Here is a 20,164-nt window from a genome sequence, read left to right on the forward strand (position 1 = left end):
ACCAGGTTTCACCCGTCGGCCGGCTATCCGACCGCCCGCGCCGCCGCCCGCCCGGCCGTGCGTCCCGAGAACAGGCAGCCGCCGAGGAACGTGCCCTCCAGGGAGCGGTAGCCGTGGACCCCGCCGCCGCCGAAGCCGGCGGCCTCGCCTGCCGCGTACACACCCGGCAGCGGGTCGCCGCCCTCGGCCAGCACCCGCGAGGACAGGTCGGTCTCCAGGCCGCCGAGCGTCTTGCGGGTGAGGATGTTGAGGCGTACGGCGATCAGCGGGCCCGCCTCAGGGTCGAGGATGCGGTGCGGGGCGGCCGTGCGGATCAGCCGGTCGCCGAGGTATCTGCGGGCACCGCGGATCGCCGTCACCTGGAGGTCCTTGGTGAAGGGGTTGCGGATCTCCCGGTCCCGTTCGACGACCTGGCGGCGCAGTTCGGCCTCCTCTATGAGCGGCTCCTCGGTGAGGGCGTTCATGCCGCGCACCAGCGCCCCCAGGTCCTTCTCGACGACGAAGTCGACACCGTGGTCCATGAACGCCCTGACCGGGCCGGGTACGTCCGCGCGTGCCCGCCCGATCACATCCCTGACCGACTTCCCGGTGAGGTCGGGGTTCTGCTCGGAGCCGGAGAGCGCGAACTCCTTGCCGATGATCTTCCGGTCCAGCACGAACCAGGTGTGGTCGTACCCGGTCTTCATGATGTGCTCGAGCGTGCCGAGGGTGTCGAAGCCGGGGAAGAGCGGGACGGGCAGCCGCCGGCCGCGGGCGTCGAGCCAGAGGGAGGACGGGCCGGGCAGGATGCGGATGCCGTGGTTCTCCCAGATGGGGTTCCAGTTGTGGAGGCCCTCGGTGTAGTGCCACATCCGGTCGCGGTTGATCAGACGGGCACCGGCCTTCTCGGCGATGCCGAGCAGCTTCCCGTCGACGTGCGCGGGCACGCCGGAGACCATCCGCTCGGGCGGGCTGCCGAGGCGCTCCGGCCAGTTGGCGCGGACCAGATCGTGGTTGCCGCCGATGCCGCCCGAGGTGATGATCACCGCCTGGGCCCGGAACTCGAAGGCGCCGGTGACGGTGCGGCTGCTGGCCTTGCCCCGTGGCACGTCCGACGGGTCAAGGACCTCCCCGGTGACGGTGTCGACGGTGCCCGCGCTGCGCGTGAGCCCGGTGACGCGGTGGCGGAGCTTCAGCTGGACGAGACCGCGCGCGACCCCGGCGCGCACCCGCCGTACGAACGGTTCGATCACACCGGGTCCGGTCCCCCAGGTGATGTGGAAACGCGGCACCGAGTTGCCGTGGCCACCCGCGTCGTAGCCGCCGCGTTCGGCCCACCCGACCACCGGGAAGAAACGCATCCCCTGCCGGTGCAGCCAGGTCCGCTTCTCGCCCGCGGCGAAGTCGACGTACGCCTCCGCCCACCGGCGCGGCCAGTGGTCCTCGGGGCGGTCGAATGCGGCCGTGCCCATCCAGTCCTGGAGGGCGAGGGCGTGACTGTCCCTGATGCCCAGGCGGCGCTGCTCGGGCGAGTCCACGAAGAAGAGGCCACCGAAGGACCAGAACGCCTGGCCGCCCAGCGACTGCTCCGGCTCCTGGTCGAGGACGATCACCTTCCGGCCGGCGTCCGCGAGTTCCGCGGCCGCCGTGAGTCCGGCGAGGCCCGCCCCGATCACGATGACATCAGCGTCGTAGGCCATGCGCCCGTCCTCTCGCGGCGGCTACCGGTCGGCACGTTGTTACCGACGGGTCAGATCCTTGGGCACAGGAGTGACCGAGTCAACAGCCTGTTTACGGGTACTCGTTGCAGCTGGACCCGCATCGGGGGCTCCGCGCACAGGACCGTGCCGAGAAGCGGTCGAGCACGGGCGGGCCACGGCCGGGAGCGCTACAGTCAGCGTGATACGCGTCCCCGTGACCCCGCTGAACTATTGAGGTACGCAGCGTGTCGGTACTGGTTCTGGCTCTCTCCGTGAGCGCGGCCTTCTGCCTGGGCACCGGATTCGTGCTGCAGCAGAACGCCGCCCAGCAGGCACCGCTGAGCGACTTCCTCTCCTTCCGGCTGCTACTGGACCTGGCAAAAGTGCCGCGCTGGCTCGGCGGCCTCGGTCTGATGGTGGCAGGCATGATCCTCAGCGCGGTCGCGCTGACCCACGGTGAGATCTCCCTGGTGGAGCCGCTGGTCGCCACGAACCTGCTGTTCGCCATGGCCCTGTCCCGCCACCAGACCAGACAGCCCCTGGGCCGCCAGGGCTGGGGCGGACTCGCGCTGCTCGCCGGGGGCGTCACGGCCTTCATCCTGGCGGGCCAGCCCAGAGGGGGCGACGCGGTCACGAATCCCGTACGGCACTGGTTGATCATCGGCGTGATGGTCGGCCTGGCGTTGCTGCTGACGACGTACGCGAAGAAGTCACGGCTGATCATCGGGCCGGTGCTGCTGGCGCTGGCGGCGGGGCTGCTCTACGGCGTACAGGACGCGCTCACCCGGGTCAGCGGGGAGCGGTTCACGCTGGGCGGCTTCACGGAGTTCATCACGGGCTGGCAGCCGTACGCCGTGGTGGTGCTCGGTGTCACGGGACTGGTGCTGGTGCAGAGCGCGTTCGAGACGGCACCGCTGCGGATGTCCCTGCCGGCGCTCACCGCGGCGCAGCCACTGGCCGGGATCGCCTGCGGAGTGGGTTTCCTCGGTGACCGGCTGCGCACCGACACGGGCGCGCTGGCCTGGCAGGCGGCGGGGCTCGCGGCGATCGTCCTCGGCATCGTGCTGCTGGGGATGCACCCGGCGATGCCGCGGGGGACGGCGACGCCGAAGCGGGCGAAGGATCTGCAGCCGCGGTGATGCGGCGGGCTTCCCGGCGCCCGCGCTCGTGTCCCCGGGGCGTCGGGGACCTGCTTGGATGGGCCACATGAGTGCCGCTGACGAACTCCTCGACATCGTGGACGAGAACGACAGGGTCATCGGGCAGGCGCCGCGCGGTGAGGTGTACGAGCGCGGGCTGCGCCACCGGTGTGTGTTCATCGAGGTACGGGACGCCGAGGGCCGCCTCTTCGTCCACCGCCGCACCCCCACCAAACTGGTGTTCCCTTCGCTGTACGACATGTTCGTCGGCGGGGTCGTCGGCGCGGGCGAGGCGTACGACGACGCCGCCCTGCGGGAGGCCGAGGAGGAACTCGGGGTCAGCGGGCTACCCCGGCCCGAGCCGCTGTTCGCGTTCCTGTACGACGACGGCGCCGGCCGGACCTGGTGGTCCTCGGTTTACCAGGTCCGCTGCGACCTGCCCGTCAGCCCCCAGACCGAGGAGGTCGCCTGGCACGCCTTCCTGCCCCATGACGAGGTGGAACGGCGGCTGTCCGACTGGGAGTGGGTTCCGGACGGGCTCGCCGGCTACGAGCGGCTCAAGGCGTATCGCCGGTCCGTGGGCTGACCTCCCCGGCTCATGCACAGCTCAGGCCCCCCCGCAGCCGCCCGGTAGGGTCCTGCGCGTGAGCGAATTCGCACGGAACATCCGCCTCTGGTTCGCACCCGAGGAGATCCGGGAGGAAGGCGAAACCCCCGACTACCGTTTCTCGCTGGCCAACGAGCGCACCTTTCTGGCCTGGCTGCGCACCGCGCTGGCGCTGATCGGCGGCGGCTTCGCCGTGGACCAGTTTCTGCCGCACCTGTCCTGGGCCTGGCGCGCCGGGCTCTCCCTCGCGCTGCTCGTCTCGGGGGTGCTGTGCTCGCTGCGCGCCATCAACCACTGGGTGCGCTGCGAACGGGCGATGCGACGGGAGGAGGACCTTCCCTCGTCGCGCTTCCCGACACTGCTGAGCCTCGCCGTCGCCGTGGTGGCGGTCGCCATGGTCGCGGTCGTCCTCGTCGGCCGGGCAGGATGAGCGCCCCTACCTCGCGGCGCGATCCGGGGCTCCAGCCGGAACGCACCCGGCTCGCGTGGCGGCGCACCACCCTGTCGAGCACCGTGGCCGCCGTGCTCGCCGTGAAGGCGGCGCTGTACGACAGAGCGGCGGGCGGCTTCGCCATCGCCGCCCTGTGCTGCCTGTTCTGGCTCGGCTTCCTGGTCCTCGCTCACCGGCGTATCCGCGCCCTGGCGAGCGCCGGCGCCGGCCGCCCGCCGCTCCTCGCGCCCCGTCACGCGGCCGCCGCCACCCTCTGCGCCATCGCGCTCGCCGTCTGCGCCGCGGCGCTCGTACTCTGAACGCGGGGGGAGCCGGCACCGCACATACCGATGAGCCGGAATTACACCGTTTCGTTAGCCTGAGATAACCCTGAGACCCCCGAAGGCGAAGGCGAAGGTGAGCGTCATGAGCACCCCCCACCTGGACCACACCGCACACCGCCACAGCCACGGCCCGGCCTGCGGGCACGAGGCGGTGCCGCACGGAGACCACATCGACTACGCGCACGACGGGCATCTGCACCGCGAGCACAAGGACCACTGGGACGAGTGCGAGCCCGCCCAGCACGTCGCACACCAGAGCCATGAGCACCAGCACGGCGAGGGCTGCGGGCACCACCCCGTACGGCACGGTGACCACGTCGACTATCTGCACAACGGCCATCGGCACGCGGCCCATGAGGGACACTGGGACGATCACTGACGAGCACTCCGGTGGCCCCGTCGAAAGCCCCCGGTTCCGCCCGTCACCGTCGACAACGACCCGAGGGGGGTCCCGTGACCGCGGCGGAACCGTACACGCTCGCACTCGCCGACGACGTGCACGCGTATGTGCAGCCGGACGGCGGCTGGTGTCTGAACAACGCCGGGTTCGTGAGCGACGGGACGGCCACGCTGCTCGTGGACACGACCGCGACCGAGCGCCGTACGCGAGCCCTGGGCGCGGCGGTCGCGGCCACCGGGGCGCCCGCGCCACGGTGGGTCGTCAACACCCACCACCACGGGGACCACACGTACGGGAACGGCTTCTTCGCACCGGCCGCGACGATCGTGTCGCACGTCGACTGCCGCCGGGAGGCCCTGGCCGCAGGGCGTCAACTGGAGCTGATCTGGCCGGGGAACGACTACGGGGACATCCGGATCCAGGGCGCCGACCTGACATACCGGGACCGTACGACGGTGCACGCCGGCGGGGTCGACGCCGAGGTGATCCACCCGGGAGTGGCGCACACCGTCGGCGACTCGGTGGTCTGGCTGCCGCACCGGCGTGTGCTGTTCGCCGGGGACCTGGTCTTCGAGGGCGGGACGCCGTTCTTCCTGATGGGCTCGCTCAGCGGCTCGCTGCGGGCGCTGGAGCGGCTGCGCGCGCTGGGCGCGGAGACCGTCGTACCCGGGCACGGCCCGGTCACCGACCCGTCCGCGTTCGACCGCACGGAGCGCTATCTGCACTTCGTCGCCGATGTCGCGCAGCGCAACCACGCGGCGGGCCGTACGCCACTGGAGGCGGCCCGGGCCACGGACCTCGGCGGGTTCGCGGAACTGCGCGAGAGGGAGCGGCTGGTGGCCAATCTGCACCGCGCGTACGCCGAGCTGGACGGGCTGCCCGAGGGAGCACCCCTGGATCCGCTTCCCGCTTTCCAGGACATGGCGCTCATGAACGGCGGGGAGATGGTGACCAGCCACGCGTGAGCGCACGGTGGCCTCGTCCGGCCGTGGCACCCGCGTCATGCGCGCCCCGATGACACCGTGGCACCCCTCACGTTCGCCCCACGCACTGGACGACATACCGACCGGTCGGCATCATGATGCTGGTCCTGTTTCCGCGCACGGAGGAGCAATGATGAGCCCAGACCATCCACCAGGACTCGATCTCGACCGGCTGCGCGGCCTGCTCGACGCCGAGCGGCCGGGCCTGGTGAGCGGCCCCCTGACCGGCCGGCTGATCGAGGGCGGGCGGTCGAACCTCACCTACGCCGTCTCGGACGGCGCGGCCCGGTTGGTCGTACGGCGTCCCCCGCTCGGGCATGTGCTGGCCACCGCGCACGACATGAAGCGCGAGCACCGGGTGATCAGCGCACTGCACCCGACGACCGTCCCGGTACCGCGCCCGATGCTGCTGTGCGAGGACGAGGACGTGCTGGGAGCGCCGTTCTACGTCATGGAGTTCGTCGAGGGCACTCCGTACCGCACCGCCGGCCAGCTCGCCCCGCTGGGCGCCGAGCGCACCCGCGACGCCGTGCTGTCACTCGTCGACACCCTCGTCGAACTGCACGCGGTCGACCCCGCCGAGGTGGGCCTGGACGACTTCGGGCGGCCCGAGGGCTTCCTGGACCGGCAGCTGCGGCGCTGGGGCAAGCAGCTGGACGCCTCCCGGGGCCGCGAGCTGGCGGGCATCGACGAACTGCACGCCACGCTCGGACGCCACCTGCCCGCCTCCCCCGCGCCCACCGTCGTCCACGGCGACTACCGCCTCGACAACGTCCTCATCGGCGCCGACGACCGGATCAAGGCGGTTCTCGACTGGGAGATGTCCACGCTCGGCGACCCGCTCACCGACCTGGGCCTGCTGGTGATGTACTGCACGCCGCTCGGCATGCCCGACTCGCCCGTGTCCACCACCGCCGAGGCCCCCGGACACCCCTCGCCCGCCGAGCTGGTGGAGCGCTACGCCGCACGCTCGGGGCGCGACGTGAGCGCCCTGTCCTGGTACACGGCGTTCGCCTGGTTCAAGCTGGCCGTGATCCTGGAGGGCATCCACTACCGGTACACCCTCGGTCAGACGGTCGGCCGCGGCTTCGACCGCATCGGCGACCTCGTCCCCGTCTTCATCCAGCACGGCCTGACCACCCTTCACTCAGGCCTCCAGGAAGGCTGATCCCGCCATGGACTTCACGTTCGACGCGCGCACCGAGGAACTGCGCGCCAAGCTCCTCGCCTTCATGGACGAGTACGTGTACCCGGCCGAGCAACTCGTGGACGAGCAGCGCGCACAGCTCGTCTCCCCGTGGGAGAACCCCCCGGTGGTGGAGGAGTTGAAGGCCGAGGCACGCCGCCAGGGCCTGTGGAACCTGTTCCTTCCGGACGCCGAGTACGGAGCCGGGCTGACCAACCTTCAGTACGCGCCGCTCGCCGAGATCACCGGCCGTTCCCCACAGTTGGCGCCCACCGTCACCAACTGCGCGGCCCCCGACACCGGCAATATGGAGGTGCTGGCGCAGTTCGGCGACGAGCGGCAGAAGAAGCAGTGGCTGGAGCCGCTGCTGGCAGGTGAGATCCGTTCGGCGTTCGCGATGACCGAGCCCGAGGTGGCGTCCTCGGACGCCACGAACATCACCACGCGCATCGAGCGGGACGGTGGGGGAGACTACGTCATCACCGGCCGCAAGTGGTACATCTCCGGTGCCATGCACCCGGACTGCAAGGTCTTCATCGTGATGGGCAAGACCGACCCGGACGGGCCGGACATCCGCCGCCGGCAGTCGATGGTGCTGGTGCCACGGGACACCCCCGGCGTCACGGTCACACGGGCGATGCAGGTCTTCGGCTACGAGGACCACTACCACGGAGGGCACGCCGAGGTGGTGTTCGACCAGGCGCGCGTGCCGGTGTCGAACCTCATCGGCGAGGAGGGCGGCGGCTTCGCCATCGCCCAGGCCCGCCTCGGCCCGGGCCGTATCCACCACTGCATGCGGCTGATCGGCATGGCCGAGCGGGCGATCGAGCTGATGTGCCGCCGGGCGGTGTCCCGTACGGCGTTCGGCAAGGCACTGGCCCAGCAGGGCGTGGTCCACAACTGGATCGCGGACGCACGGGTCCAGGTCGAGCAGCTGCGGCTGCTGGTACTGAAGACCGCCTGGCTGATGGACACCGTCGGCAACAAGGGCGCCCACACCGAGATCCAGGCCATCAAGATCGCCACGCCCCGCACGGTGACCGGCATCCTGGACCGGGCGATCCAGCTGCACGGCGCGGGCGGTGTCAGCCAGGACTTCCCGCTGGCCGAACTGTACGCGGCCGCGCGCACGCTGATGCTCGCCGACGGCCCGGACGAGGTGCACCAGCGGTCGCTGGCCCGACGGGAGCTGAAGAAGTACCGGTAGGCACCCCTGGCCGGACGGGGCCGCGGCCCCGGAACCCGGCGGCCGTGGCCCTCGTCGCTCACCTCACGGCCGCAGCGCCCGCAGCAGCAGGTCGGCCAGGTGGTCGGCGACCTCCTGCGGGCTGAGCGGGCCGTCCGGGCGGTACCAGGTGGACAGGTGGTGGACGGAGCCGAAGTGGTAGTCGACCACCAGGTCGGCCGGGGTGGCCGTGGTGAAGACGCCCTGCTCCTGGCCCTCCTCGATGAGCGCGCGGAAGCGTTCGTGGTAGCGCCGGCGCTCGGCGCGGACCTGCTTGTTCTTCTCCGGGCTGAGGTGGTGCATGGAGCGGAAGAAGATCATCGCGTCGTCGAGGTTGTCGATCGTCGTCACGACGACGTCGGCGGCGGCATCCCGCACCCGCTTCTCGACGGGTTCGTCGGCGTCCGCGAAGGCGTCCAGCCGCTCCTGCTGGATCCGCAGCACGCGCGCGTACACCTCGTGGAGGAGGTCCTCCTTGGAGCCGAAGTAGTGGTACAGCGCCCCCTTGGTGACGCCGGCCGCCTCGACGATCTCCTGCACGGAGGTGCGGTCGTAGCCCTGGTCGGCGAAGAGCCGGGTGGCGGCGGCGAGAAGCCGCTGCGGGACGGGGGTGCCGTCTCCTTCCGTGGTCCTGGGCACTGCCGCCACCTGCCTTTCCATGGTCCTGCTGAGGTCCTGCCGGTCCTGCTGACTCTCCTGCGTACGGGAACGGGGGTTCCCGACGGAGGATCTTCCCACCTCCGCCCGTCAGGCCGCGTGGCGGGAGGCGGGAGAGACGGTCACCGGGTTTCTTCCCACTTCTGCTGGATGTGGTTCATGTGCGTCAGCCAGCGGTCGGGGTCGGTGGCCCGGGCCTGGTAGTACCCGGCGACCTCCGGGTGCGGCAGGATCAGGAAACGGTCCTGCGCGATGCCCTCGAACAGGGCGTCGGCCACGGCCTCAGGCTCGATCGCGGTCGGCCGCAGCACCAGGTCGCCCGCGCTGCCGGTGGCGGTCAGCATGTCGGTGCGCACACCCTGCGGGCAGATCGCGTGCACCTTGATCCCGCGGTGGCGGTACGTCAGCGACAGCCACTCGGCGAAGGCGTACGCCCCGTGCTTGGTGACGCTGTAGGGGGCGGCGCCGATCATGGTGAGCAGTCCGGCGGCGGAGACGGTGGAGACGAAGCGGCCGCTGCCGCGCTCCAGCCAGGCCGGGAGCAGCGTCTCGGCGGCACGTACATGGGCCATGACGTTGACGTCCCAGGCCTGCGCCCAGACCTTCTCGCCGGCCGCTTCCGACCCGCTCGAGCCGAGGCCCGCGTTGGCGCAGTACACGTCCACCGTCCCGCCGAGCGCCTCGCGCGCCTCGGTCACGATCGCGGAGGCGTCGCCCGCGAGCGCGACGCCGCCGATCTCCTCGGCGACGGACTTCGCCTTCCCGGGGTCGAGGTCGTTGACGACGACCCGGGCTCCCTCGGCGGCGAACCGGCGGGCCAGTGCGGCTCCGATGCCTCCCCCGGCCCCGGTGACGACGGCTCCCGCACCCTGAACGGCTTCCATCATCGGTCTCCTTCGACACGGCTTCGACACGACGCGAATCGGCTCCGACGCGCCACACTAACCGGTCGGTATGTTGCGGGGAAGAGTCGTTCCGGGTGGCGCTCCGCCGGCGGACCGGTCCGGATCATTCCGGTCCGGCTCGTTCCGTGGCGCCCTCACGCACGCTAGCGTGCGTGAGCATGACACGTGCCGAGATCACGGAGGTCGCCGCATGAAGCTGTCCAGACGGAGCCTGCTCGCCACCACGGCCGCGGTCGCGGCCTCGACGATCCCGGCAGCACAGGCCCAGGCGGCCCCCGAGGGCCGCGGCCGGCCGCCGAGCACAGGCTTCGAGCGCCTGGCGGCCGACGGTTACGCGCTGCTCGACGGGCAGCGGGTCGGCATCGTCACCAACCCGACCGGCATCACCCGGGACGTACGGCACATCGTGGACGTCATGCACGCCGACCGCCGGGTGAACCTGGTCGCCGTGTTCGGCCCGGAGCACGGCTTCCGCGGCACCGCGCAGGCGGGCGGATCCGAAGGCCGCTACGACGACCCGGCCACCGGGCTGCCCGTGTACGACACGTACCTCAAGAGCGGGCGGCCGCTCGCCGATGTCTTCACCGCCTCGGGCGTGAACACGGTCGTCTTCGACATCCAGGACGTCGGCGCCCGCTTCTACACGTACATCTGGACGCTCTACGACTGCATGGAGGCCGCCGCGCTGGCCGGCAAGCGATTCGTGGTGCTCGACCGCCCGAACCCGGTGACCGGCCGGGAGTCCCTGGGCCCGGTGCTGCACCCGGAGTTCGCCACCTTCGTCGGACGGCAGCCGATCTCCCAGGCGCACGGCATGACGGTCGCGGAACTGGCGCGGCTGTTCAACAGGGAGTTCCTGACCAAGCCGGTGCGTCTGGACACGGTCCGGATGACCGGCTGGAAGCGGTCGCAGTTCTACGACACCTCCGGGCTGCCCTGGGTACCGCCGAGCCCCAACATGCCGACCCCCGACACCGCCCTCGTCTACTCCGGAACCTGCCTGTTCGAGGGCACCAACCTGTCGGAAGGCCGTGGCACCACCCGCCCCTTCGAACTGCTCGGCGCGGCGGGCATCGACGGACGCTGGGCGGATGCCGCGGGCGCGCTCGGGCTGCCGGGTGTGCACTTCCGGGAGGCGTACTTCGCGCCCACCTTCTCCAAGTTCCAGAACACGACGGTCGGCGGCGTGCAGATCCATGTCCACGACCGGGCCGCCTACGACCCCGTACGGACCGGGATCGCGCTGCTCGTCACCGCCAAACAGGTCTGGAGCGACTTCGCCTGGCGCTCGGACAACTGGATCGACAAGCTCACCGGTTCCACACGCGTGCGCACGATGATCGACGCCGGGGCGGACACCGACGCGGTGGTGGCCGGCTGGCAGGAGGAACTGGCGGCGTTCCGGAAGGTACGGAAGGAGTACCTCCTCTACAACTGAGCCTCCAGGAGGGTCCCGTCCCCGGCTGAGCCGTGGCGTATGGCCAATTCTCCCCATTAGCAGGACGATGCATCACGCATCGTGCCGTTCGGGAGGGACGAGGGGGTCTGTCATGACAGGTCCGGAGATCAGCGTGGCTCCGTACTGGGAGCTGACCTTCGACGCGGACGGGGACGTGGACGGCCCGGAGCGGGACCGGCTGCTCGCCGCGCTCCCGGCGAGCGGCGTGCGCGACCTGATCGTCTTCGCGCACGGCTGGAACAACGACCGCTCCCTCGCGACCCGGCTCTACAGCGACTTCTTCGCGCCGATCCCGCGGCTCGCCCCGGCCGCGCGGATCGGGTACGTGGGCGTGGTGTGGCCGTCGATGCTGTTCTGCGACGAACCGATCCCCGACTTCCCGCGTCCGACCGCCGCCGGGCCCGCTCCGGGCCCGGCGCTGGACCAGGACACCCGGCAGGCGCTCAAGAAGGCCTTCCCGGGGAGGGCCACGGTGGTCGACCGGCTGGCGCGGATGCTGCACGGGCATCCGCGCGACGAGGCCGGTCTGGAGGAGTTCGGGCGGCTGGTCCGGTCGCTGGTGGAGGCGGAACCGCCGGGCCCGCAGGGCCTGTTCGCGGCGGACACGATGACGCCGGGCGCGCCGCAGCGCGAACCGGTGATGTTCTCACGGCCCACGGCGGCCGTCTGCGCCGAGTTCGCGCAGGCCGAGGCCCAGTTGGAAGCGCCGGAGGGGCAGGAGTCGTTCTCGCTGCCGAACCCGTGGAACGGGGCGAAGGAGTTGCTGCGTCAGGCGACGTACTACGCGATGAAGCGGCGCGCGGGCACGGTCGGTGAGCGCGGGCTGGGCCCGGCGGTAGGGCGGCTGGCGGGCGCGGCCCCGGGCCTCAGGGTCCATCTGGTCGGGCACAGCTTCGGCGGGCGCCTGGTGTCGTTCGCGCTGTGCGGGCTGCCCGCGGGGGCAGGGGCGGTGAAGTCCGTGACCCTGCTCCAAGGAGCCTTCTCGCACTACGCGTTCGCCGCCCGGCTGCCGGACGACCCGCGCGCGGGAGGGGTGCTGCAGGGCCGGGAGCACCGTATCGACGGACCCCTGGTGTGCTGCTTCTCCCGTTTCGACGCGGCGCTCGGCACGTTCTATCCTCTGGCCTCGCGCCTGGCGCACGACGACCGGTCGCTGCTCGACCTCGGCCTCGGCTCGCTGCTCGGCGCGAGATGGGGGGCGATGGGGCACGACGGGGTCCAGGCGGTGCCGGGCACACGCTCGTGCACCCTCGCCGACGCCCTGGGTTCGGCGATGCCGGCGTCCGGGTGCGTGAACGTCGACGCGGCCGGGGTGGTCCGGCGCGGCGGCCCGCCGAGCGGCGCGCACAGCGACATCCTGCACCCGGAGCTCGCGCGAGTGGTCCTGGCGGCGGGCCGCATCCACTGACCCGCCGCCGGAGGGCGTCGTCGATGGTGGCCGCTTCCGCGGTGCCGACGGCCGCCGGCACGCATATCGACGCGGCCTTGAGGAACTCGGGGAATCGGCGGGGAGTTCTCGGAGTGTCGAGCGTGATGCGTGGGGTGCGCCGTGGCATGGCAGCTCCTCCGGACGATGGTGGGCCGGACGTTACCGTCGCTATCCCCGCGAGTGAAGATGAACATGCGTCAACTTGCGAGGGCCACCGTGGTTCACGCGGCGCCCTCGACGAGGAACGACGGCGTGCGGGAAGAGGGCCGGAAGCCGTTCGACGGATGGCTTATGGAGGTCATCGGAAAACGGATGGAGCCGAATCGCTTGTCGATACGTCTATTCGGCGACGTCCCTACGACGACGCCGAAGTGACCGCAGTACAGGTGCAGGTGTGACGGAGGTGCAGGGCGATGGCCGGTTTCCGGAGTCTGGCGAGACAGGTGCGGGATCCGCGGTGCGATCTGGCACTGCGACGCTACTCACTGCGCAAGTGCCTGGAGAAGTTCGCCCCTTACGGGCACAGGGCGACCTGGGACCATCTGTGCTCCCGGGCCGGGTTCGGCGGCGAGGACCGCTCCCCCGATCCGGTGCGGCTCGTGGCCGCGCTGGACGAGCTGGAGGAGGCCCGCTCCGTCTGGCTCGCCTACGAGGCGGAGTTCACGCAGCGCCGCAGAAGGGAGAAGCACGAGGGACTGCGCAGGCCGGGCAGTGTGGACGACTGGCACCGGCTGACCTGGGGCGGCTTCGGGGTCGCCTGGTGCGAGGACCCGCGCGTCCATCCTCATGAACCGCTGGCCGAGGTGTTGCGCCGGCTCATCGCCGCACTGGAGCGCGATCCGGGCTCGGCCTGCCCGGTGTGCACCGGTGAGCGCCTCGTCTGGAAGTACGACCTCGCTCACGAGCCCTCCTCGGGCCCGGTCTGCACGGACTGCGGCATCGTGGTGCCGCGGCCGGTGCTCACGCCGGGGGCCCTGGCGGAGACCAGGCGGCCACGGCTGCTGGCATCGGCGTGACGAGAAGGCCTGGGGGGCATGGGGGTGCGCCGGGAAGCCGCACCCCCCACTGCCGGCGGCGTCCGGCACCGGCACCAGTTCAGTCCAGGCGGTCCCAGCGCTGCTCCTGAGGGAGGGCGAGGACGGCCGCCTGCTCGGCGAGGCCGGGTTCACCCTGGGCACGGAGACGGTCGGGCGCATATCGAGCGAGCCACGACTGGAGTTCCTCCACCGCCGTGTCCTCGGCGCGCTGAAGCCAGCAGAACGGTGAGAGGTCGTCGAGCAGATCGGGTAGCCAGAGGCCGGCGCAGTGGACGAGGTGCGTGTCTGCGACGGAGCGCGGCAGCCACTGGTCGAGCAACGGGGTCACGGTCCCGCTGATGGCGGCGCAGGTCTCGAAGATCTCGTCCACCGGGTACGGAGGCTCGGGCGCGGTGAGGACGTCCTCCCACCAGGCGTGCAGGAACGCCTCGATGGCGGCCGCCTGCTCGGCAGGCCAGGAACGCCAGTCCACCCGGCTCAGTCCGTGGGCACCCCAGCCGACGCCGTCCAGGCTGCCGTCGGCCATGGCCCGCGCCGTCTGCGGCAGCAGCCGGCGCATCGAGGCGGCGTGGTCGTCGAAGTGGTCGGGGACCTCGAAGACGAACTGCCTGAGCACGTCCGGGGGCACGCGGACGTGCGGGGTGCGCAGGAACGCGACCTCATGGGGCAGGTGGCAGCGGCCACAGCCGGTCTCGTCCGGGCTCGCGAAGCCGTTGAAGACGGTGTCGATGTCCGCGAGGGCGGCGTCAAGGGCCGGGGATGTCATGGGAGCTTCTCCCGTCGGGACTCCGTGCGCGGCGCTGCCGCCGGCCGAAGGAGGCGACGCTACCAGCCGCAAATCCGCTGGCTCCATCCCTTTCCCGCACGGACAGTTGGGGGCGATGAATCACACCTGAGGCACCGCAGGAAACCCGAGGAGTCCCGATGTCGACGCTGCGCGTCACCGCCGAAGTACTGACCGTCCACGAGCATCCGAACGCCGACGCGCTCGAGCTGGCCCAGGTGGGCCTGTACCGCGCCGTCGTCGCCAAGGGTCAGTACCGCACCGGTGACACCGCCGTCTACATCCCGGAGCAGTCCGTGCTCCCGGCCGGGCTGATCGAGGAACTGGGGCTGACCGGGCGGCTCGCGGGCGGCAACAGCGACCGGGTCAAGGCGGTACGGCTGCGCGGCGAGCTCTCGCAGGGCATCGTCTGCCGGCCCAGGGCGCTGACGGGAGTCGACCTCGCGCAAGCCGCGGCGGACGGCACCGACTTCGCGGTGGCGCTCGGCATCACCAAGTGGGTACCGCCGATCCCGCCCACCATGAACGGTGACGTGGCGTCCGCACCGGATCTGCTGCCCTGGGTCGACATCGAGAACATCCAGCGCTACCCGGACGTCTTCGCGCCGGGCGAGCCCGTCGTCCTGACGGAGAAGCTGCACGGGTCGGTGTGCCTGCTGACGTATGTCGCGGACGAGGACCGGGTGCTCGTCTCGTCGAAGGGATTCGGCGCCAAGTCCCTGGCCCTGGTGGAGGATCCACGCAACCTGTACTGGCGGGCGATACGCGGCCACGGCGTCCCCCAGGTCGCAGCGCGGCTGGCCGAGCGGCTCGGCGCACGCCGGGTCGGAATCTTCGGCGAGGTCTACGGGGCGGGCATCCAGGATCTGACCTACGGCGCCGACGGCCGGCGGGACACTCTCGGGTACGCCGTCTTCGACGTGTCGGCGGAGATCGGCGGGACGCTGCACTGGCTGGACGCCGCGGACCTGCTCACCGGGGACCTGCCGTTGGTCCCACGGCTGTTCGAGGGAGCGTACGACATCGAGCGGGTGCTGGAGGTCGCGACCGGGCGGGAGACCGTGTCCGGACGGGAACTGCATCTGCGCGAAGGAGTGGTGATCCGGCCGACCACCGAGCGGTACAGCCCGGTGACCGGCGGAAGGGCGATCGCCAAGGCGGTGAGCCCGGCCTACCTGACCCGGAAAGGCGGCACCGAATACGAGTGAGCGCCGCGGCCGGGGCCCCATCAGCGGCAGTCCCCGGCCACTTCCCGCTGCTCCTGCTTGCGGTCGTGCCGTCGGGAGGCGCGGTCCACCATCAGGCGCGAGCCCGACTGCCGTTCACCGAAGACGTCGTCCGGGTTGGACAGCACGCAGGTCTCCAGGGACAGACAGCCGCAGCCGATGCAGTCCGTGAGGTGATCGCGGAGTCGGCTCAACTGACTTATGCGGTCTTCGAGTTCGGAACGCCAGGCCTCGGAGAGGCGGGCCCAGTCCGCACGGTTCGGGGTCCGCTCCTCCGGGAGCCGGGCGAGCGCCTCGCGAATGGTGGCCAGCGGGATGCCGACGCGCTGGGCGGCGCGCACGAAGGCGACCCGGCGCAGCGCGTCCCGCTGGTAGCGCCGCTGGTTGCCCGATGTGCGGCGACTGCTGATCAGGCCCTTGGACTCGTAGAAGTGCAGGGCGGAGACGGCGGCACCGCTGCGGGCCGACAGCTGGCCGACGGTCAGCTCGTGGATCTTCTCGGGAATCTGAGGCACCCCGCAGAGCCTACCCACCGGTCACACCGACGGTCCGTTGACAGGCGGACCGCACCCGGCCATGCTAAGCAGTTGCTTAGACATGGTGACTTCACGATGCGAGAGGCCGGCGACATGGCAGAGCCGAGGACCTTCACGTCCACCGACGAGCTGAAGGCGGCGGTGGGCGAGCAGCTGGGGTACAGCGACTGGCTGGAGATCGACCAGAAGCGGATCGACCTGTTCGCGGACGCCACGAGCGATCACCAGTGGATCCATGTGGACCCGGAGAAGGCGGCGACCGGCCCCTTCGGCAGGACCATCGCGCACGGCTACCTCACGCTGTCGCTGCTCCCGCTGTTCGGGCCGCAGTTGCTCAAGGTCGAGGGCGTGACGATGGGCGTCAACTACGGGACGAACAAGGTCCGCTTCCCCGCCCCGGTGCCCGTCGACTCCCGGCTGCGCTCCACCGCGACCATCACCGGTGTCGAGGACGTGCAGGGTGGGGTGCAGGTGACCGTCACCTTCATCGTGGAGCGTGAGGGCGGTGACAAGCCCGTCTGTGTGGCCGAGTCGGTGGTCCGCTACTACCTGTGAGCGGTCCGGGAACTACTTCGCGCCCACCATGCGCAGTACGAGGCCGGCGTAGAGCGCGCCGACCTCGTCGGGCGTGCGGGGGCCGTCGACATTGAACCAGCGGGCGACGTCGATGCACAGCGACATCACCGCGAGGGTGGTTCCCCGCACGTCCGCCACGTCGAACGCGCCGCTCGCCACGCCGTCCTCGATGATCCCGCGCACCTCGGCGTCGACCTGGCGGCGCAGTGCGACGACCTCCGCCCACGCCTCCGGGCCGAGCGCGTCGAGTTCGTACTGCACGACCCGCGCGACGGTGTGCTGAGCGGCGTGCCAGCACACGAAGGAGCGCACCGCGTCGGCCAGCCGCTCGGCGGCGGTGCCCTCGCCCCGCCCCGCCGTGCGCAGAACGTCCAGGGCCTTCTCGTGGCCGATCCGGCTGATGCGGTGGAGCAGCTCTTCCTTGGTCTTGTAATGGATGTAGAGCGCGGCCGGGCTCATGCCGGCCCGGCCCGCGATGTCACGTGTCGTCGTCGCGTGGTAGCCGCGCTCGGCGAAGGCCTCCACGGCGGCGACGAGCAGCCGCCGGGCCGCGTCAGGGGTGACCTCGGCCCATGGCTGCGCCTCGCCGCCCGACTCCTCCGCCGCACTCATCGCTCACTCGCCCCTCTCGCCGGCAGGGGTAACACCATACCGCCGCGGGTGAGCGGGCGCTTAGCCTGTCCGGCCGGCGAAGGGCGCGGGCCTGGGCGTCATAGCTTCTCGAAAGGATCGTGCTCGGCGAGCAGCTTCTCCATCCGGGCCTGGTCGACCCGGCTGACGATCCGGCCCGCCTCCTGGCGGTCCCTGATCACCTTGGCGAGCGTGAAGGCTGAGGTGACCAGGTACAGGACGGCGATGGCCAGGAATGCCCGCACCCAGGCGTCGGCGTTCAGCTTGAAGATGCCGACGGCGGTCGCGGCTATCGCCACGGAGAAGGACGCGACGGCCTGGCCGTAGAAAGCGGCCGTGCTCTGCTGCTTGACCGGTGTCTCACTCATGGGGACAAGGGTCGGCAAAGGCGGCCCGAGCTACCATCCGCCGATGTACTCAGACACGTACTCAGAATGCCGAAACGCCTTTCTGGGTACGCCCGAGGGGACGTCCGCACCCTTGGACGAGCACTGCTGGTTCCCTGTCCGCCGCCCTACCATGTGCGCCATGGCCCGACCGCGCAAGCCGCTCCTCAGCACCGACCGCATCGTCGCCGCGGCACGGGCGCTGGTGGATGCGGAGGGCCTCGCGGCCGTCTCCACACGCCGGCTCGCCGCCGAACTCGGGGTCAGCGGACCGTCCCTGTACAACCACTTCCGCACCAAGGACCAGATCCTGGAGGCGGTCGCGGACTCGGTGAGCGCCCAGGTCGACCTGTCGATGTTCGAGGACGGCCGCGACTGGCGGACCGCACTGTACGACTGGGCGGTCTCCTACCGGGCCGCGCTGCGCGACCACCCGAACATCGTGCCGATCCTGGCCCGCGGGCCCGGCCGCCGCCCGGCCGCGCTGCGCCTCGCGGACGCCGTGTACGGGGCGATGGTCGAGGCGGGCTGGCCGCCCGCGCAAGCCACCTCCATCGGAGCGCTGATGCGCTACTTCGCCACGGGGTCCGCGCTCGGTTCGTTCGCGGGCGGGTTCGTCGACGACGAGACGGCGTACGACCCGGCCGACTACCCCCACCTCGGCCAGGCCCATCTCCTCGCCGAGCAGCAGGAGAGGATCGACGAACGAGCCTTCGCAACCGGGCTGACGGCGCTGCTGGACGGGCTGGAGCGGCAGTACGAGCGGCTCGGGGAGACCGGGTAGGGGCCGTCCGTGCACACTTCGGGCGAGGCCGAAGTGTCCGTGCCCCATGCTGGGGTGCATGACCACCAAAGATCCGGGCCGGGCGCGGCCCAGGGACGCTCAGGCACCGGGACTCGCCGCGCTCGCCGGGCTGATCGCCGACGAGACACGGGCCGCCTGTCTGCTGGCGCTGCTCGACGGACGGGCGTGGACCGCCGGGGAGTTGGCGCGGTATGCGGGCGTCGCCGCGTCGACGCTGAGCGAGCATCTGGGCAAGCTGGTCGCGGGCGGGCTGCTCGCCGAGGAGCGGCAGGGGCGGCACCGGTATGTGCGGCTAGCCGGCGCACGGGTCGCCCAGTTGGTCGAGGACCTGGCCGCGCAGGTCGCACCGGACGCCGACGCGGCACGCCCGCGCACGCTGCGGGAGTCGAGCGCCGGGTCCGCGATGGCCCGCGGCCGCACCTGCTACGACCACCTCGCGGGACGGCTCGGTATCACCCTCACCGATGCGCTGACCGCCCGCGGGCTGCTGCGCACCACGACTGAGCTGAAGGAACGCGCCGGTGTCGAAGAGGTGAGTGCGGCCGGGCTCTCGGCACCGGAGGAAGGGGCCAGTACCGGGTTCGCGCTCACGGACGCGGGCCTGAGGTGGTTCGACGCCGCCGGTATCGGCCTCGACCGCAAGGGGCGCCGCCCGCTGGCCCGCGCCTGCCTCGACTGGACCGAACGGCGCCGCCATCTCGCGGGCGCCGCGGGCGCGGCGCTGTGCCGGCACGCCCTGGACACGGGCTGGTGCGTACGCATCGGCTCCGAGCGGGCCGTGAAGATCACGGCGGCGGGCGAGCGGGCCCTGTCGGAGCTGCTGGGAATCGAGGCTGGGGCGCTGCACTGATCCCTGGTGCCGCGGCAGGCCACGATTGCCCGTCAAGGAGCGGCGTCGTGGGGGCACCTCGCGCTCTGGGGGTCCCCCTGCTCGAAGAGCTTGGGGGAGCGTGCCGGGCGTCGGTGCGCAGACGGGGAACTCAGCACAGGCCCTGGTCCAGCACCCGCTCCAGATACCCCGTCAGCAATGCGCGGGTCTCCTCGATGATCTTCTCGTCGCCGTTCGGGGCGACCCGGAAGGCGAGGTGGACCAGGGCGTCGGCGGTTTCCACCGCGATCAGGAACATGCGGCGCAGACCGTCGTCGGGTTCGCGGTCGAGGCGGGCCGACAGAAGGTCCGTCAGCCGGTCGGCGACCCGGTGGTTGGGTTCGGCGCGGGCGCCGACCGGTATCTGGTTGCCGAAGTCGACCAGGGAGAAGCCCGGTGCCGTGCGCCTCAGGTCCAGGTACTCGTCCAGGATCGCGTCCATGGCGGCGCGCCAGTCACCCTCGCCCGCCGTCCTGGCCAGGCGGCGGGTGACGCGCTCGGTGTAGCGCTCCAGGTTGCGTTCGGCGAGGGCGTCGACCATCGCCCGCTTGTTGTCGAAGAAGCGGTACACGGATCCGATCGGCACGCCCGCGCGCAGGGCCACGGCCCGGGTACTCAGGGTGTCGTAGCCGACCTCGTCGAGGAGGTCGGCGCAGGCGTCGAGAATCCTGGTCAGTCGTTCGGCGCTCCGGCGTTGGACGGGCGCACGACGCAGCGATGTCGCTTGGGGCACGGGCTTCATCATGCCCGTCCGCGGGGAGGCATTGAATCCTCCCCTCCCTCGAAGGGAGGGGATTCCTGGCTCAGGCAGCCACCTGGGGCGGCGCCCCGGGTGGTCTTACGCCCTCAGCACCAGCCGGGTCGAGACCAGCC

General features: G+C 71.3%; 23 protein-coding genes. 15 read left to right on the forward strand and 8 right to left on the reverse strand.

The genetic code is table 11. The features are described from left to right. Positions 1-23: 23 nt before the first annotated feature. Complete coding sequence (locus BIV24_RS13795) at positions 24-1,679, reverse strand: FAD-binding dehydrogenase (RefSeq protein WP_071366570.1); 1,656 nt, start codon at positions 1,677-1,679, stop codon at positions 24-26. A gap of 245 nt (positions 1,680-1,924) precedes the next feature. On the opposite strand from BIV24_RS13795, the gene BIV24_RS13800 reads away from it, so the two are divergent. The 8 genes from BIV24_RS13800 (at position 1,925) to BIV24_RS13835 (ending at position 7,975) form a co-directional block, all read left to right on the forward strand. Next, positions 1,925-2,818 carry a DMT family transporter gene (locus BIV24_RS13800; RefSeq protein ID WP_071366571.1) on the forward strand — a complete coding sequence of 298 codons (894 nt, stop codon included), beginning with the start codon at positions 1,925-1,927 and terminating at the stop codon, positions 2,816-2,818. Positions 2,819-2,885: 67 nt separating this feature from the next. After that, complete coding sequence (locus BIV24_RS13805) at positions 2,886-3,404, forward strand: NUDIX hydrolase (RefSeq protein WP_071366572.1); 519 nt, start codon at positions 2,886-2,888, stop codon at positions 3,402-3,404. Positions 3,405-3,462: 58 nt separating this feature from the next. Then, a complete protein-coding gene (locus BIV24_RS13810) occupies positions 3,463-3,855 on the forward strand; it encodes a YidH family protein (RefSeq protein ID WP_071366573.1) in 393 nt (130 codons plus the stop codon). Then, complete coding sequence (locus tag BIV24_RS13815) at positions 3,852-4,175, forward strand: DUF202 domain-containing protein (protein ID WP_071366574.1); 324 nt, start codon at positions 3,852-3,854, stop codon at positions 4,173-4,175. Before BIV24_RS13810 ends, BIV24_RS13815 begins: the two co-directional genes overlap by 4 nt. Before the next feature lie 106 nt (positions 4,176-4,281). After that, positions 4,282-4,578: a hypothetical protein gene (locus BIV24_RS13820; protein ID WP_071366575.1), complete on the forward strand. Its 297-nt coding sequence runs from the start codon at positions 4,282-4,284 to the stop codon at positions 4,576-4,578. Positions 4,579-4,652: 74 nt separating this feature from the next. After that, positions 4,653-5,564: an MBL fold metallo-hydrolase gene (locus BIV24_RS13825; protein WP_071366576.1), complete on the forward strand. Its 912-nt coding sequence runs from the start codon at positions 4,653-4,655 to the stop codon at positions 5,562-5,564. Positions 5,565-5,715: 151 nt separating this feature from the next. Next, a complete protein-coding gene (locus tag BIV24_RS13830; RefSeq protein WP_071366597.1) occupies positions 5,716-6,750 on the forward strand; it encodes a phosphotransferase family protein in 1,035 nt (344 codons plus the stop codon). A gap of 7 nt (positions 6,751-6,757) precedes the next feature. Then, the gene (locus BIV24_RS13835; RefSeq protein WP_071366577.1) at positions 6,758-7,975 is read left to right on the forward strand and encodes an acyl-CoA dehydrogenase family protein; all 1,218 of its coding nucleotides are present in this window, start codon (positions 6,758-6,760) and stop codon (positions 7,973-7,975) included. A 63-nt stretch (positions 7,976-8,038) separates the two neighbouring features. Here BIV24_RS13835 and BIV24_RS13840 read toward each other — a convergent pair whose 3' ends face one another. Together BIV24_RS13840 and BIV24_RS13845 are read right to left on the reverse strand one after the other, a co-directional pair. After that, complete coding sequence (locus BIV24_RS13840; protein WP_071366598.1) at positions 8,039-8,632, reverse strand: TetR/AcrR family transcriptional regulator; 594 nt, start codon at positions 8,630-8,632, stop codon at positions 8,039-8,041. A 140-nt stretch (positions 8,633-8,772) separates the two neighbouring features. After that, on the reverse strand, positions 8,773-9,537 hold the full coding sequence (locus BIV24_RS13845) for an SDR family oxidoreductase (protein ID WP_071366578.1): 765 nt from the start codon (positions 9,535-9,537) through the stop codon (positions 8,773-8,775). Between the two features lie 208 nt (positions 9,538-9,745). Here BIV24_RS13845 and BIV24_RS13850 point away from each other — a divergent pair, with 208 nt between their 5' ends. From BIV24_RS13850 to BIV24_RS13860, 3 genes are all read left to right on the forward strand, one after another. Continuing rightward, a complete protein-coding gene (locus tag BIV24_RS13850) occupies positions 9,746-10,993 on the forward strand; it encodes an exo-beta-N-acetylmuramidase NamZ family protein (protein WP_177198713.1) in 1,248 nt (415 codons plus the stop codon). A gap of 112 nt (positions 10,994-11,105) precedes the next feature. Then, complete coding sequence (locus BIV24_RS13855; RefSeq protein WP_071366580.1) at positions 11,106-12,422, forward strand: serine-threonine protein kinase; 1,317 nt, start codon at positions 11,106-11,108, stop codon at positions 12,420-12,422. 434 nt (positions 12,423-12,856) lie between these two features. Further along, positions 12,857-13,459, forward strand: coding sequence for a hypothetical protein (locus tag BIV24_RS13860; RefSeq protein ID WP_071366581.1), 603 nt, complete (start codon positions 12,857-12,859; stop codon positions 13,457-13,459). 79 nt (positions 13,460-13,538) lie between these two features. Here the strand turns inward: BIV24_RS13860 and BIV24_RS13865 are convergent, their stop codons facing one another. Beyond that, entirely contained in the window at positions 13,539-14,246 is a 708-nt protein-coding gene (locus tag BIV24_RS13865) for a hypothetical protein (protein ID WP_071366582.1), read from the reverse strand. A 158-nt stretch (positions 14,247-14,404) separates the two neighbouring features. On the opposite strand from BIV24_RS13865, the gene BIV24_RS13870 reads away from it, so the two are divergent. Further along, positions 14,405-15,472 (forward strand): RNA ligase (ATP), encoded by a 1,068-nt coding sequence (locus BIV24_RS13870; RefSeq protein WP_071366583.1) that lies wholly within the window; start codon positions 14,405-14,407, stop codon positions 15,470-15,472. A 20-nt stretch (positions 15,473-15,492) separates the two neighbouring features. Here the strand turns inward: BIV24_RS13870 and soxR are convergent, their stop codons facing one another. Further along, a complete protein-coding gene (gene soxR, locus BIV24_RS13875) occupies positions 15,493-16,005 on the reverse strand; it encodes a redox-sensitive transcriptional activator SoxR (RefSeq protein ID WP_071366584.1) in 513 nt (170 codons plus the stop codon). A gap of 114 nt (positions 16,006-16,119) precedes the next feature. Here soxR and BIV24_RS13880 point away from each other — a divergent pair, with 114 nt between their 5' ends. Next, positions 16,120-16,581 carry a MaoC family dehydratase gene (locus BIV24_RS13880; protein WP_071366599.1) on the forward strand — a complete coding sequence of 154 codons (462 nt, stop codon included), beginning with the start codon at positions 16,120-16,122 and terminating at the stop codon, positions 16,579-16,581. A 12-nt stretch (positions 16,582-16,593) separates the two neighbouring features. Here the strand turns inward: BIV24_RS13880 and BIV24_RS13885 are convergent, their stop codons facing one another. Next, positions 16,594-17,214 carry a TetR/AcrR family transcriptional regulator gene (locus BIV24_RS13885; protein WP_071366585.1) on the reverse strand — a complete coding sequence of 207 codons (621 nt, stop codon included), beginning with the start codon at positions 17,212-17,214 and terminating at the stop codon, positions 16,594-16,596. Between the two features lie 98 nt (positions 17,215-17,312). Further along, positions 17,313-17,600 carry a YiaA/YiaB family inner membrane protein gene (locus tag BIV24_RS13890; protein ID WP_071366586.1) on the reverse strand — a complete coding sequence of 96 codons (288 nt, stop codon included), beginning with the start codon at positions 17,598-17,600 and terminating at the stop codon, positions 17,313-17,315. Between the two features lie 160 nt (positions 17,601-17,760). On the opposite strand from BIV24_RS13890, the gene BIV24_RS13895 reads away from it, so the two are divergent. Both BIV24_RS13895 and BIV24_RS13900 read left to right on the forward strand, forming a co-directional pair. Then, positions 17,761-18,402, forward strand: a complete 642-nt coding sequence (locus tag BIV24_RS13895) for a TetR/AcrR family transcriptional regulator (protein WP_071366587.1) — start codon at positions 17,761-17,763, stop codon at positions 18,400-18,402. 46 nt (positions 18,403-18,448) lie between these two features. Then, the gene (locus BIV24_RS13900; protein ID WP_071366588.1) at positions 18,449-19,273 is read left to right on the forward strand and encodes an ArsR/SmtB family transcription factor; all 825 of its coding nucleotides are present in this window, start codon (positions 18,449-18,451) and stop codon (positions 19,271-19,273) included. Between the two features lie 130 nt (positions 19,274-19,403). Here BIV24_RS13900 and BIV24_RS13905 read toward each other — a convergent pair whose 3' ends face one another. Then, complete coding sequence (locus BIV24_RS13905) at positions 19,404-20,033, reverse strand: TetR/AcrR family transcriptional regulator (RefSeq protein ID WP_071366600.1); 630 nt, start codon at positions 20,031-20,033, stop codon at positions 19,404-19,406. Between the last annotated feature and the right edge of the window lie 131 nt (positions 20,034-20,164).

This window comes from Streptomyces colonosanans (genome assembly GCF_001866645.1).
Taxonomy (GTDB): Bacteria; Actinomycetota; Actinomycetes; order Streptomycetales; family Streptomycetaceae; genus Streptomyces; species Streptomyces colonosanans.

Excerpts from the sequence above, each read along its gene's own strand:
- BIV24_RS13855 (WP_071366580.1), top strand. The coding sequence starts at position 11,106 with ATGACAGGTCCGGAGATCAGCGTGGCTCCGTACTGGGAGCTGACCTTC.
- BIV24_RS13835 (WP_071366577.1), top strand. The coding sequence starts at position 6,758 with ATGGACTTCACGTTCGACGCGCGCACCGAGGAACTGCGCGCCAAGCTC.
- BIV24_RS13890 (WP_071366586.1), bottom strand. The coding sequence starts at position 17,600 with ATGAGTGAGACACCGGTCAAGCAGCAGAGCACGGCCGCTTTCTACGGC.
- BIV24_RS13850 (WP_177198713.1), top strand. The coding sequence starts at position 9,746 with ATGAAGCTGTCCAGACGGAGCCTGCTCGCCACCACGGCCGCGGTCGCG.
- BIV24_RS13830 (WP_071366597.1), top strand. The coding sequence starts at position 5,716 with ATGAGCCCAGACCATCCACCAGGACTCGATCTCGACCGGCTGCGCGGC.
- BIV24_RS13845 (WP_071366578.1), bottom strand. The coding sequence starts at position 9,537 with ATGATGGAAGCCGTTCAGGGTGCGGGAGCCGTCGTCACCGGGGCCGGG.
- BIV24_RS13820 (WP_071366575.1), top strand. The coding sequence starts at position 4,282 with ATGAGCACCCCCCACCTGGACCACACCGCACACCGCCACAGCCACGGC.
- BIV24_RS13795 (WP_071366570.1), bottom strand. The coding sequence starts at position 1,679 with ATGGCCTACGACGCTGATGTCATCGTGATCGGGGCGGGCCTCGCCGGA.
- BIV24_RS13880 (WP_071366599.1), top strand. The coding sequence starts at position 16,120 with ATGGCAGAGCCGAGGACCTTCACGTCCACCGACGAGCTGAAGGCGGCG.
- BIV24_RS13905 (WP_071366600.1), bottom strand. The coding sequence starts at position 20,033 with ATGAAGCCCGTGCCCCAAGCGACATCGCTGCGTCGTGCGCCCGTCCAA.
- BIV24_RS13900 (WP_071366588.1), top strand. The coding sequence starts at position 18,449 with ATGCTGGGGTGCATGACCACCAAAGATCCGGGCCGGGCGCGGCCCAGG.
- BIV24_RS13870 (WP_071366583.1), top strand. The coding sequence starts at position 14,405 with ATGTCGACGCTGCGCGTCACCGCCGAAGTACTGACCGTCCACGAGCAT.
- BIV24_RS13865 (WP_071366582.1), bottom strand. The coding sequence starts at position 14,246 with ATGACATCCCCGGCCCTTGACGCCGCCCTCGCGGACATCGACACCGTC.
- BIV24_RS13885 (WP_071366585.1), bottom strand. The coding sequence starts at position 17,214 with ATGAGTGCGGCGGAGGAGTCGGGCGGCGAGGCGCAGCCATGGGCCGAG.
- BIV24_RS13895 (WP_071366587.1), top strand. The coding sequence starts at position 17,761 with ATGGCCCGACCGCGCAAGCCGCTCCTCAGCACCGACCGCATCGTCGCC.
- BIV24_RS13805 (WP_071366572.1), top strand. The coding sequence starts at position 2,886 with ATGAGTGCCGCTGACGAACTCCTCGACATCGTGGACGAGAACGACAGG.
- BIV24_RS13860 (WP_071366581.1), top strand. The coding sequence starts at position 12,857 with ATGGCCGGTTTCCGGAGTCTGGCGAGACAGGTGCGGGATCCGCGGTGC.
- BIV24_RS13815 (WP_071366574.1), top strand. The coding sequence starts at position 3,852 with ATGAGCGCCCCTACCTCGCGGCGCGATCCGGGGCTCCAGCCGGAACGC.